10 protein-coding genes are annotated in these 12,425 nt (G+C 69.9%); 5 read left to right on the top strand and 5 right to left on the bottom strand.

Annotation, left to right across the window (positions count from 1 at the left end; genetic code table 11):
- Nucleotides 1–12 precede the first annotated feature (12 nt).
- The 4 genes from VFW66_09500 to VFW66_09485 form a co-directional block, all read right to left on the bottom strand.
- Nucleotides 13–1,146, bottom strand: a complete 1,134-nt coding sequence (locus VFW66_09500; GenBank protein HEX5386922.1) for a type IV pilus twitching motility protein PilT — start codon at nucleotides 1,144–1,146, stop codon at nucleotides 13–15.
- Complete coding sequence (pilB, locus tag VFW66_09495) at nucleotides 1,143–2,807, bottom strand: type IV-A pilus assembly ATPase PilB (GenBank protein HEX5386921.1); 1,665 nt, start codon at nucleotides 2,805–2,807, stop codon at nucleotides 1,143–1,145. The genes VFW66_09500 and pilB overlap by 4 nt, the downstream gene beginning before the upstream one ends.
- A 118-nt stretch (nucleotides 2,808–2,925) precedes the next feature.
- Complete coding sequence (locus VFW66_09490; GenBank protein HEX5386920.1) at nucleotides 2,926–3,651, bottom strand: helix-hairpin-helix domain-containing protein; 726 nt, start codon at nucleotides 3,649–3,651, stop codon at nucleotides 2,926–2,928.
- An 84-nt stretch (nucleotides 3,652–3,735) separates the two neighbouring features.
- Nucleotides 3,736–4,653 (bottom strand): M28 family peptidase, encoded by a 918-nt coding sequence (locus VFW66_09485; protein ID HEX5386919.1) that lies wholly within the window; start codon nucleotides 4,651–4,653, stop codon nucleotides 3,736–3,738.
- Between the two features lie 40 nt (nucleotides 4,654–4,693).
- Here VFW66_09485 and VFW66_09480 point away from each other — a divergent pair, with 40 nt between their 5' ends.
- On the top strand, nucleotides 4,694–6,271 hold the full coding sequence (locus VFW66_09480) for an LptF/LptG family permease (protein HEX5386918.1): 1,578 nt from the start codon (nucleotides 4,694–4,696) through the stop codon (nucleotides 6,269–6,271).
- Nucleotides 6,268–7,350 carry an LptF/LptG family permease gene (locus VFW66_09475; protein ID HEX5386917.1) on the top strand — a complete coding sequence of 361 codons (1,083 nt, stop codon included), beginning with the start codon at nucleotides 6,268–6,270 and terminating at the stop codon, nucleotides 7,348–7,350. Before VFW66_09480 ends, VFW66_09475 begins: the two co-directional genes overlap by 4 nt.
- Here the strand turns inward: VFW66_09475 and VFW66_09470 are convergent.
- Complete coding sequence (locus VFW66_09470; GenBank protein ID HEX5386916.1) at nucleotides 7,347–8,885, bottom strand: FAD-dependent oxidoreductase; 1,539 nt, start codon at nucleotides 8,883–8,885, stop codon at nucleotides 7,347–7,349. The two genes, VFW66_09475 and VFW66_09470, sit on opposite strands and share 4 nt — an antisense overlap.
- Nucleotides 8,886–8,936: 51 nt before the next feature.
- Between VFW66_09470 and VFW66_09465 the strand changes: the two genes are divergently transcribed.
- From VFW66_09465 to nadC, 3 genes are read left to right on the top strand one after another with little or no spacing between them, the layout of a single operon-like run.
- Nucleotides 8,937–10,475, top strand: coding sequence for an L-aspartate oxidase (locus VFW66_09465; protein HEX5386915.1), 1,539 nt, complete (start codon nucleotides 8,937–8,939; stop codon nucleotides 10,473–10,475).
- On the top strand, nucleotides 10,475–11,476 hold the full coding sequence (gene nadA, locus VFW66_09460; GenBank protein HEX5386914.1) for a quinolinate synthase NadA: 1,002 nt from the start codon (nucleotides 10,475–10,477) through the stop codon (nucleotides 11,474–11,476). Before VFW66_09465 ends, nadA begins: the two co-directional genes overlap by 1 nt.
- Nucleotides 11,473–12,324, top strand: coding sequence for a carboxylating nicotinate-nucleotide diphosphorylase (gene nadC, locus VFW66_09455; protein ID HEX5386913.1), 852 nt, complete (start codon nucleotides 11,473–11,475; stop codon nucleotides 12,322–12,324). Before nadA ends, nadC begins: the two co-directional genes overlap by 4 nt.
- Nucleotides 12,325–12,425: the final 101 nt, after the last annotated feature.

Genomic DNA, 12,425 nt, shown 5'->3' with positions numbered 1-12,425 from the left:
GGTCTCCCCGGTTCAGCGACGCGCGCCGGCGGCAGCGCGGAGCGGCTTCTCCATCGGCACCGGCTCGCGATCCTCCACCAGCTCCTTGCCGATCATGCGCCCGAATTCGCGCGGATCGGAGGAGACGCGGAGGCATTCCTCCTCGGACGCTTCGCCGGCGGTGTAGATCTGGTAGAGCGAGTCGTTCATCGTCTGCATCCCGTACCGCTTGCCGGCCTGCATGGCCCCGTAGATCATATGGATCTTTTCTTCACGAATCATCGCCCGGATGGCCGGCGTGATCACCATGATCTCCGCCGCCATCACCCGCCCACGCCCCCGGAGCTTGGGCAGCAGCGTCTGGGTGATCACGCCTTCCAGCACGAAGGCGAGCTGCGCCCGCACCTGCGACTGCTGGTTGTGCGGGAAGACGTCGATGATGCGATTGATCGACTCGGCCGCGGAGTTGGTGTGCAGCGTGGCCAGAGCGAGGTGGCCCGTTTCCGCGATGGTGAGCGCCGCGGCGATGGTCTCGAGGTCGCGCATCTCGCCCACCAGGATCACGTCCGGGTCCTCGCGCAGGCAGTACTTGAGCGCCGTCGAGAAGCTCTTGGTGTCGGTGCCCACCTCGCGCTGGTTAACGATGCAGCCCTGGTGGCGGTGGATGAACTCGATCGGGTCCTCCACCGTGATGATGTGCCCCTTCCGCTCCTTGTTGATCTTGTCGATGATCGCGGCGAGCGTGGTGCTCTTGCCCGAGCCGGTCGGCCCCGTCACCAGGATGAGCCCCCGCGGCCGCTCGGCCAGCTTCGCCACGACGGGCGGGAGACCCAAGTCCTGGAACGTTCGCACATTGAACGGAATCATGCGGATTACGAGGGCCACGCAGCCGCGCTGCTTGAACACGTTGCCGCGGAAGCGCGCCAGGTTCTGAATGCCGAAGGAAAAGTCCAGCTCGTCCTCGGTCTCGAACCGCTTCTTCTGATTTTCGGTGAGGACCGAGTACGCCAACTGCAGCGTGTCCTTGGGCGTGAGGACGTCGGGCACCGAGCTGTCGGCCATTTCGCCGTCGATGCGCAACTTGGGCCGCTCGCCCGCGGTGATGTGCAGGTCGGAGGCCTCCTTCTCGATCATTTCCTCGAGCAGCGCGCGCAGATTGATGCTCATCCGGCGGTCTCCTTCACGACTTCTTCTAGGGTGGTTATCCCCTTCTCGACCTTCTTGAGGCCGTCCATCCGGAGCGTAAGCATGCCGTCTGACACCGCCTGGTCGCGCAGCTCCGCCACCGAGGCGCCGCGCAAAATCATGCGCCGAGACTCCGGGGTGAGCGCCATGACCTCGTAGAGGCCCTGCCGGCCCTTATACCCCGTGCCGCTGCACCGATCGCAGCCCTTGCCCTTCATGAATTGAATCGTCCGCAACGAGTCAAGATCCGTGCCCAGTGAGCGCAATTCCTCGTCCTTGTACTGCGCCGGCGCCTTGCAATCCTTGCAGATGCGCCGCACCAGCCGCTGCGCCACCACGAGGTTCACGGCGCTCGCCACGTTGAACGCTTCGATCCCCATGTCGATCATGCGGGTGATGGTGCTCGGCGCGTCGTTGGTGTGCAGCGTGGAGAGCACGAGATGGCCGGTGAGCGCCGCCTTGATGGCGATGCCGCCGGTCTCGAGATCGCGGATCTCACCGATCATGATGATGTTGGGGTCCTGCCGGAGAAACGCCTTGAGCGCCGCCGCGAAGGTGAGGCCGATGTCGGGCCGGACGAGCACCTGGTTGATGCCCATCAGGTTGTACTCGACCGGGTCCTCCGCGGTCATGATGTTGGTCTCGGCGGTGTTGATCCGCTGGAGGCAGGAATAGAGCGTCGTCGTCTTGCCCGAGCCGGTGGGCCCGGTGACGAGCACCATGCCGTACGGATTCAGGATGGCGCGCAGCAGGTCCGCTTCCGCCTGGGGCTCGAAGCCGAAGGTCTTGAGGTCGAGCGTGAGGTTGCCCTTGTCGAGGATGCGGAGCACGATCTTCTCGCCGAAGAGCACCGGCAGGGTCGAGACGCGGAAATCGATGACCCGCGTGCCCATCTTGAGCTTGAGCCGCCCGTCCTGCGGCACCCGCCGCTCGGCGATGTTGAGCTGCGAGAGGATCTTCACCCGGCTCGTGAGCGCCGCCTTCATCTTGAGCGGCGGCCGCATCACCTCGAGCAGCGCGCCGTCCACCCGGTAGCGCACCCGGATCTCGTGCTCGAAGGGCTCGATGTGGATGTCGCTGGCACCCCGCTTCACCGCGTCCGTAAGCAGACCGTTGATGAGCTTCACCACCGGCGCGTCGTCCACCTGCGCCGCGCTGGCGTCGTCCTCCTGCTCCTCGACGACTTCGACGTCGTCGTCGAGGCCTTCCATGTCCTTGAGGATGCTCTGGAGTTGCTGGTCCGAGCTCTCGTAGTGCCGCTCGATCAGCGAGCGCAACGTGAACTCGCCCGCGATGACCGGAAAGAGATCGTAGCGGGTGATGAACTTGAGATCCTCGAGCAGGCCGTGATCGGCCGGGTCGGCCATGGCGATCGTGAGCGTGCGCCCCTCGCGCTTCAAGGGCACCACGACGTGCTTCGAGGCGAGATCGGCCGGGAGGAGCTTGAGCAGCTTGGGGTCGACCTCGAACCGCGAGAGATCGACGGCGGGCATCCGGTACTGCCGGGCGAGCAGCTTGGTGATTTCGATTTCCTGCACGAGGCCGAGCTTCACCAGCACGTAACCCAGGCGGTGCTTGCTGATGCGCTGCTCCGCGAGCGCCTGGTGCAGTTGCTCGCGGGAAATGAGGCCCTCTTTGATCAGGGTCTCGCCAAGCCGGTCGCCGTTGGCAGCGTGGGTCGCCGTCGTCGCCAGGGTAGGGTCTCTCGGCCAGGGGCGTAGGAACGTGGGATGACGCGGATACCGATCTGGGCGTCAAAGTTCAAGGCACCCGGAGGCGGTCGCGCAGTTTCTGGACCAAGGCAGATTTGATGCCGGGCACCCGAGTGAGCTGGTCCACCGAAGCAAAGGGCCCGTGCCGCTCCCGCTCCGCTACGATGGCGGCGGCGCGCGCCACGCCGATGCCCGGAAGTGCATTCAACTCCGCGGCGGAGGCGGAGTTGAGCGCGACCAGGCCACCCTGCCCCGCCTTGGCCGGCCGGACCGGCGGCGGGGTGCCGCAGACCCGCACCGCCGTATCGAGCGGAACGGTGCCGGGCCCGAACCCCGCCAGGCAGACACCCCCTCCCGCTGGGGCCTCCGGTGCCGCGCGCCCGGCCGAGCCGCTGAATGCAACGGCGGGCGCGAGCGTTTGGAGGAGCCCGGGGCCGATGCCGGCGACCCGGTCGAGACCGGGGAGTCCGCCAAACGCGCCGTGCGCCTCCCGATCCGCCACGATCCGTTTGGCGAGCGCCGTGCCCACCCGCGGCAGGCGGACGATTTCTGCGATTGGCGCCCGGTCGAGGTCGATCCGCTCGCCGGGTTCGAGCGGGCGCGCGAGCGCGATGGTGCTGTCCTTGTGGGCCGCGGCCGAGCCGGGGGCGAGCGAAGCCAGGAGTTGAACCTCACCGGGAGCGGCGCCCGGCCGGAGGACGAACAGGCGGACGGCGTGCCCCGCCACCGCGAGGCCGAGCATGAGAACCAGGGCGCGCCGCTCGGAGGATCCCATGGTCCGAGGGTACAGGGCGGCGCGCGTGGGGCGGTAAGCGAAATGCCGCGGCGCGTGTCCGGCGAGCGCGGGACGAGCGAGTCTTCAGTGCGCCCCGGCGCCGCGGATCACGGCGGCGGCCACGTCGCCCACGACCTGCAGGCTGTGCTCGCTCACCTTGTCTATGGTGTCTTCGGGGGTGTGCCAGTAGGGATAGTCGAAGTCCACCACGTCGATGGCCTTGATCCCGGCTTTCTGCAACTCGACGTGGTCGTCGATGAGGGCGACTCCGGTCTCGTCCAAGAAGTACTGCTGGTAGCCGAGCCGCCGGGCGGTGGTCCAAACCCGGTCGACCACGTCCGGCGCGCCGGTGAGCGAGTTGCCTTCCTTCTTGATGTTGAGGTCCTTGTCCCCCACCATGTCCCACAGGATGGCGAAGGCCGGTGCTTCGCCGGACGGCGGGTGGGCCACGAAGTAGCGGGAGCCGATCAGCACGTCGGTGGGCGGGTCGGCGCTGAAGTCGCCGTAATCCTCGCCGTCGACGAACAGCAGGTCCACGCCGACCGCGGGCGGCGTGCGCTTGAGCACGTCGGCCAGGGCGACCAGCATGGCCGCGCCCGATGCGCCGTCGTCCGCGCCCGGCACCGGCGCGGTCTTGTTCTTGGAGTTGGGGCCGTCGGCGTGCGGCCGCGTGTCCCAGTGGGCGAGGTAGAGCACGCGCGTGCTGGCGCCCGGCTTGAAGCGCGCGATGAAGTTGGTGAGGTGCAGCGTGTCACCCTTAGCGGTGCGGTGCGGCCAGGCCTGCACGACGAGCGTATCGGCGCGCTGGCGGAGCAGGCTGTCGAGCCAGGCCGCCTCCTGCTCGTGCGCCGGTGTGCCGGGGATGCGCGGGCCGAACGCCACCTGGGTCTTGAGGTAGTCGAAGGCGCGCTCGCCGTTGAATTCGGGCGGCGGCGGCGCGGCTTCGCGGCAGGCGGTGGCGAGGGGTACCAGCAGGAGGGCGGCCAGCAGGAGCTTCGGCAAAGGCCGGAACGGCGCGAGTCTTGACCCGATCGGTGGGCGCATGCCCATCATTATAATTCATCCCGTGCGGCTCCTCTCGCGCTATCTCCTCCGGCAGCTCGTGGCACCGTTCTGCTTTGCGCTCGCGGCGCTCACGAGCCTCATGCTGCTCAACCAGGTGGCCAAGAAGTTCGGCTCGCTGGTGGGCAAGGGGCTGCCCTGGTCGGTGGTGGCCGAGGTGTTCGTCCTGAGCCTGCCGTTCATTCTCGCGATGACGATCCCGATGGCGGTGCTGCTGGCGGTGCTCTACGCCTTCAGCCACCTGGCGGCGGACAGCGAGGTCACGGCACTCCGCGCGAGCGGTGTGAGCGTGCCCCAGATGCTCAAGCCGGTGCTCCTCTGGGGCGTGCTCATGGCGGCGCTCAACTTCGCGTTCGTGGATCAGGTGCTGCCGCGTAGCAATGCGGAGCTCCGCGGCCTGCTCATCGACATCGGGCGCAAGCGGCCCACCTTCGAGTTGCGCGAGCAGGTGATCAACGAGGTGCCGCCGTCGAAATACTTCCTGCGCGCGGGACGCATCGACGCGGCGACCGGGCGGCTCCGCAACGTGACGATCTACGACGTGAACGACGAAACCACCCGCCGGGTGATCTACGCCGACAGCGGCGTCATGGCCTACGCGCCGGGCGGACGCGATCTGAGCCTGCTGCTCTATCACGGCTCGGTGCACCAGTACCGCACGTCCGAGGCGGACCGGTTCCAGGTGACGCGGTTCGACCGAAACGAGATCCGGGTGCGGAATGTCTTCGACGAGCTGGAGCGCAACACCGCGGATAACATCCGCGGCGACCGCGAGATGTCGAGCTGCGAGATGCTGGCCATCGTGCGCGACGCCGATCGCGACAAGCTGCACGCCGATCGGGACCGCGAGCGGCTGCTCCACCGCGACCTCCGTATGCTGCTCGCGCTGCCGCCGGCGGCGGCGGACACGACCGTGCCGGAGCCTCCGGCCGACTACTGCGTCTGGCTGGCGCACGCGCGCGGGGCGCTGTTGCCGCCGAGCGTAGCTGCGCAGCAGGGGGCCGGCCAGGCGCCGGCGCACGCGGGCAGCCCGGCACCGCTGCAGGCGGGTGCGCAGGCGCCGCATGTGCCCGCGGTTACGAGTGTGCCCACGCCTCTCCGCGCAACGGCTCCGCCGCCCGACCGTCTCACCCCGTGGGCCGAAGTGGCCCTGGCCGCCGACCGCTGGCGCGACGCCGACCTCCGCGCCGACCGGTACATGGTCGAGGTCCACAAGAAGTGGGCGATCAGCACCGCCTGCATCTCGTTCGTGCTGCTGGGCATTGCCCTCGCGCTCAGGTTTCCGCGCGGCGGCATGGGGCTCGTGATCGGGGGCGGGCTCGCGGCCTTCTCGCTCTACTACGTGGGCCTCACCGCCGGAGAGACGCTGGCCGACCGGGCGCTCCTCTCGCCGCTCCTCTCGATGTGGCTGCCGAACATCATTCTCACGGTCGTCGGTATCATCGGGCTCGCCCTGGTGAACCGGCAGCCGGGCTTGAACCGTGGCGGCGATTTCCGCGAGCTGCTCGACGCCGTGCGCTGGCGGCTCCGGCGAGGACGCGGGGGGACCTCCGCGTGATCGGCCGGCTGCTCGACCGCTACATCCTGGGCCAGTGGCTCAAGATCTTCGCGCTCACGGCGCTGGGCTTTCCGCTGGTCTCGATCGTCATCAACGTCACCGACTCGCTCAACAAGCTGCTCGATCGCGGCCTCACCCTGCACCAGATTGCGCTGAGCTACGTGTACTCGGTGCCGGAGAACATGTTTCTGGTGATGCCTGCGGCCGTGCTCTTCGCCACGGTGTTTACCGTGGGCGCGATGGCCCGGCACGCCGAGCTCACTGCGGCCAAGGCTGGCGGGCAGAGCTTTCACCGGCTGATCCTGCCGCTCGTCATCGCATCGATCGGCGCCGCCGCCCTCGGCATCGTGGTGGGCGAGCTGGCACCCGGGTCCACCGCGCATGAGCTGCGGATCCAGAAGGCGCAGCCGCAAGGGGCGGTATCGTCGCGCTACAACTTCGTGTACCGGGCCGACGAGGGCTGGGTGTACACCATTCGCTCGCTTGACCTCGCGAGCGGGCGGATCACCGGGCTCCTGTTCGAGCGGCAGGGCACCGGGCTCGAGTACCCTTCGCTCATTCTCACGGCGGACAGCGGGACCTACGACCCAGAGGCGCACCAATGGCGCCTCTGGGACGGCGCGAGCCGCGCCATCGCGGCTCCCGACCGGCAGGCCGCCTACCGCTTCCATACCATGCAGCTCCGCGCATTCACCCAGACACCCGCTGAGCTCCTCGCCGAGGCAAAAGCACCCGACGAGATGCGCTACGCCGAGCTCGGCCGCTACATCGAGGCGCTCAAGCGCTCCGGGAACGACGCCAACAAGCTGGTGGCGGAGCAGGCGCTCAAGCTCGCGATCCCGGTGACCTGCTTTATCATCGCGATTTTCGGCGCTCCGCTCGCCATCACCTCGCCGCGCGCGGGGACGGCGTTCGGGATCGCGGTGAGCCTCGCGACGACGGTGCTGTTCCTCCTGCTCATGCAGATCGCCAAGGCGGTAGGGGCCGGGGGACTGATTGATCCCGTGGCGGCGGCATGGATTCCGAACGCGGCGTTTCTGCTGATCGGGCTCGGGCTGCTGGTGCGGGCGCGGACCTAAGCCCGCTCCCGCTCCATCTCCGCCGCCGCCACGAGCGCCGCGCGGTCCCGGCCGAGCGTCACCACCGCCAGCCGCCGGCCGCCGCGGCGAAACGTGACCGCGCAGTCGCGCGCGTCGAGGTCGCCGTCCACCACCGCGTCGTCCCACCGCTCGGCGTGGCCCACGTAGCGGAGAGACACGTCGTATTGCGCGGTCCAGAAGAACGGCACGTCCTCGAACGGCCGGTTGAGGCCCAGCATGTTGTGCGCGGCCACCTGGCCCTGGCGCTGCGCCACCACCCAGTGCTCCACCCGGATGCGCTCGCCGGTATGCGGATCGGGCCAGCGCGCGAGATCGCCGGCGGCAAAGACGCCGGGGGCGCTCGTCTCCAGCCGCTCGTCGACACTGATGCCGCGATCCATCGCGAGCCCCGCCTGCTCGGCGAGCGCCAGGTTGGGACGCACGCCGACGCCGGCTACCACGAGATTCGCGGCGATCCGCTCGCCGCTGTCGAGGGTGACGGCGTCCGGTTCAACGCGCGCGGGCCGATGCTCCAGGTGAAACACCACGCCGTGCGACTCATGCAGTTGCCGGATGAAATCGCCGATCGCGGCGCCCATCACCCGCTCGAGCGGACGCCGATCCGGCGCCACGACGTGCACCTCGAGCTCCCGGTGCCGAAGGGACGCGGCCACTTCGAGCCCGATGAAGCTCGCCCCGAGCACCACGACCCGCCTCGCGCGCTCGGCCGCCGCAATGATCGACTGGCACTGCGCCAGGCTGCGCAGCACGTGGACGTGCGGCAGGTCGCCGCCCGGGATGTCGAGCCGCACCGGATCGGCGCCGAGCGCCAGGAGCAACCGATCGTACGGCAGCGCATCGCCACCCTCGAGCACGACGCGGCGCGCCGCGAGATCGAGGCGCTCGGCGCGGCGGCCCAGCACGAGCTGGATGCCGTGCTCGTCGTAGAACTCGCGCGGGCGGAGCGGAATCCAGTCCTCGGATGCCTCGCCGGCGAGATAGTCCTTGGAGAGATTGGGCCGATCGTACGGCGCCGCCGGATCGGCGCCCACCATCGTGATCCGTCCGGCAAATCCGAGGCGCCGGAGCATCTCGGCCGCGGCTTCGCCCGCGGCGCCGGCACCAAGGATCACGACGTTCCATCCGGGCTCGGGCCGGCCGGCAGACTTCGTCTGCGCGAGCGGCTCGGCCAGCGTGCGCGCGCCGGCGTAGAGGCGGCCGTTGCGCCGCTCGAGCGTGTAGCTCGCCACCGGGTTGAGCGCGGGCGCGCCGAGCGCCTCGCCGGTGCGGAGGCTGAAACAGGCGTGGTGCCAGGGACAGCGCACTGTCTCGCCCACCACGAGGCCTTCCGCGAGCGGACCGCTGTAGTGGGTGCAGACGGCGCCGATGGCGAAGTACTGCTCGCCCCGGCGCGCCACGAGCACGGGGTCGTCACCCACGTGACCGAGGATCATCCCGCCATCCGCGACGGCATCGAGCGGCACGCCCTCCCGGGCGAGGTCGGGGCCGGAAAGCTCTGAGGATTCAGCGGACATCGTCGCTCCTTCGTCAGGGGTAGGTCGAACAATACCGGTTATATTGGCGACATGTCGGCATCACCGCTGTCGGTCGCGCCACCGCTCATCGTCGGCACCGGCATCGCGGGGCTGTGGACCGCCTGGCGCCTCGCGGCCGAGGGGCGGGCCGCGCGGCTCGTCACGAAAGAGGCGCTGGCCGACAGCGCGAGCGCATGGGCGCAGGGCGGCATCGCCGTGGCGCTCGGGCCCGGCGACAGCGCGAGCCAGCACGCGCGCGACACGCTCGCCGCGTCCGATGGCTTGGCCGACCCCGAAGCCGTCCGCATCCTCACCGACGAAGGCCCCGACCGGATCCGCGAGCTGCTCGCGATGGGCGCCGTGTTCGACCGCGGGCCCGACGGGCGCTTCCGCTTCGGGCTCGAGGCGGCGCATAGCCGGCCCCGCATCATCCACGCAGGCGGCGACCGCACCGGCGCCGCGCTCGTGAACCTCCTCACCCGCGTCGTCCGCGCCGACCCGCTGATCGAAATTCTGGAGCACACCGAGGCAAAGCGATTGATTGTTGAAGACGGCCGAGTGACGGGCGTGCTGCTGGTGCAGCCCGGCCGGCCCGCGTTCGCGGTGGCCGCGCCAGCGATTGTGCTGGCGACGGGCGGCGTGGGCCAGCTCTATACGGTCACCACCAATCCGAAGGTCGCGACCGCCGACGGCTGGGCGCTCGCGCATCACGCCGGGGCGGAGCTGCGCGACATCGAGTTCCTTCAGTTTCATCCGACCGCGCTCAAGCTCGCGGGAGTGAATCCGGCGCCGCTCATCTCGGAAGCGGTGCGGGGCGCCGGCGCCACTCTGGTGGACGCGGCGGGGCGGCGCTTCGCGCTCGACGCCGATCCCCGCGGCGAGCTGGCACCCCGTGACGTGCTCGCGCGCGCCGTCGCCGCGGCCGATGCGGCGGGCGGCGCCTGGCTCGACGCGCGAGGCGTGGCGGATTTCGCGCAGCAGTTTCCCGGGATCTCGCAGATGCTCGCGAGCCACGGGCTCGACGCCTCCAACGACCTGCTGCCGGTGGCACCAGCGCTGCACTACGCGATGGGCGGCATCCGCACGGATCTCGAGGGCCGCTCCACGTTGCGGGGCCTCTGGGCCGCCGGCGAATGCGCGTCGACCGGCGTGCACGGTGCCAACCGGCTCGCATCGAACTCGCTGCTCGAGGGGCTCGTGTTCGCCGATCGGGTGGCGCGCTCGCTGCCGGAAGAGAGCGCCGCCCCAACCGCTTCGGCCCCCGGCGCTCACGCCGCGGTGGCGGGTGAAGCTGCCGCCGATGTGGCGCCGGCGGACGAGAGCTACGCCATCCGGGCCGAGATGCGTGCCGTCATGACGGCGGACGTGGGGCTCCAGCGAAGTGAGACATCGCTGCTCCGGGCCGAGCGCGCGCTGGAGGAGCTCACGCGGCGCCTTGCGCGCGCGGTGCCCGCGGGCGACTGGCGCACGGCGAACCAGCTCCTCGTCGCCATTCTGATCACCAGTGCGGCACGCGGCCGTCGCGAGAGCCGGGGCGGCCATCGCCGGCTCGATTACCCTCCCAAGGCTCGCCGGGCGAATCCGGTCTGATGTCAGAGCCGCTTGCATTGCCCGTTATCGAGCCACAGGAGCTCACACCCGGCGAGATCGCCACCTTGCAGGAGGAGATCCGCCGTCTCGCCGACGCGCGCCGAGCCGTCATCCTCGCCCACAACTACCAGCGCCCCGAAGTGCAGGACGTGGCCGACTACGTCGGCGACTCGCTCGGCCTCTCGCGGCAGGCGGCCAGGACGGACGCCGAGGTGATCGCGTTCGCCGGCGTGCACTTCATGGCGGAGACGGCAAAGATCCTGTCGCCCACCAAGCGCGTGCTCATCCCGGACCTTCGGGCCGGGTGCTCGCTCGCGGCCACGGTGACGGCCGAGGACGTGCGAAAGTGGAAGGCTAGATTCCCCGGCTACGTCACCGTCGGCTACGTCAACACGACGGCCGAAGTGAAGGCGGAGCTGGACTACGCCTGCACCAGCGGGAACGTGCTCGACGTGGTGGACGCGATTCCGCCCGATACCGGCATTCTCTTCCTTCCCGACTTCTTCCTCGGCAGCCACGTGCGCCGCATGCGCCCCGACCGTCGGGTCGAGGTGTGGCTCGGCGAATGTCACGTGCACAAGGGAATCAACCCCGACCGGCTCGAGGCCGAGCGCGCTGCGCACCCGGAGGCCGAGGTGCTGGTGCACCCCGAGTGCGGCTGCGCGGGACAGTTGATCTATGCGATGGGCCGCGGCGACATCCGGCCCGAAGGGCTGCATGTGGCGTCGACGGAGCAGATGATCCGGCTGTCAAGGGAGCGGCCGGCGCCAGCGTTTATCGTGGCGACCGAAACGGGAATCATGCACCGCATGCGGCGGGAGGCGCCCGACAAGGAGTTCTACGCGGCCGACCCCGAGGCGGTGTGCGCGTTCATGAAGACCATCACGCTCCCGAACCTCTACGATTCGCTGCTGCTCGACCGCTACGAGGTCACCGTGCCGGAGGAGATCGCCCGGCGCGCGCGGCTCTCGCTCGACCGGATGGTGAGCCTCGGCCGGTGATCGATTTCGCGGCCGACGCCGAGCGGGTGGCGGCCATCGCGCTCGCGGAGGATGGCGCGCGCGACGTGACCAGCGACGTCACCGTGGCGCCGGGCGCGCCGGGGACGGGGGTGCTCGAGTGCCGAAGCGGCGGCGTACTCGCGGGCACGCTATACGCGCGCGCGGTGGCGAAGGCGTGCGGCTGCATCATTCACTGGCGCGCGGCCGAGGGCGACAAGCTCCCGCGCGGCGCCGAGCTCGGCACGGTGGAGGGCGCGCTCGCCGCCATTCTCCGCGCCGAGCGGCCGTTGCTCAACTTCCTGCAGCGCGCCACCGGCATTGCGACCGCCACCCGAGCCTTCGTCGACGCCGTGCACGGAACGTCGGCGCGAATCCTTCACACCAGGAAGACGGCGCCCGTCCTGCGTGGCCTCGATGTCGCCGCCGTGATCGCGGGCGGCGGGTGCCTCCACCGGCTCAACCTTTCCGACACGGTGATGGTGAAGGACAACCACTGGCGTGCGCTCGCGGCGCGGGGGCTGAGCCTCGGCGAGGCGCTCGACGCGGCGCGCGCGCGCGGCGTCACGTCCCTGCAGGTCGAAGTCGAATCGGAGGCGCAGCTCGAGACGGCGTGCGCAGCGGGCGCCACGCGGCTGCTCATCGATAACCAGCAGCCCGCCACCGTCGGACGCTGGGCGGAGCGTGCGCGGCGGCTCGCGCCCGGCATCGAGATCGAAGCCACCGGCGGCATCACGCTCGCGAACGTGGCGGACTACGCGCGGGCCGGCGCGGATTACATCTCGGTGGGTGGGCTCACGCACAGCGTGCGGGCCGCCGACATCGCGCTCGCGGTGAGCGGCGCGGATTAGCCGAGCAGCTCGTCGCGACGCCGCTCACCGATCAGGGCCAATTGGTGAGCGGCGCCGGGGCCGCACCGAAGTCGAGGTGCAATTCGCCGGCGGCGTTCCTG

Source organism: Gemmatimonadales bacterium, assembly GCA_036279355.1.
GTDB lineage: Bacteria > Gemmatimonadota > Gemmatimonadetes > Gemmatimonadales > GWC2-71-9 > DASQPE01.
The sequence above is the reverse complement of the archived record's forward strand: the minus strand, read 5'-3'. Positions and strand labels throughout refer to the sequence as shown.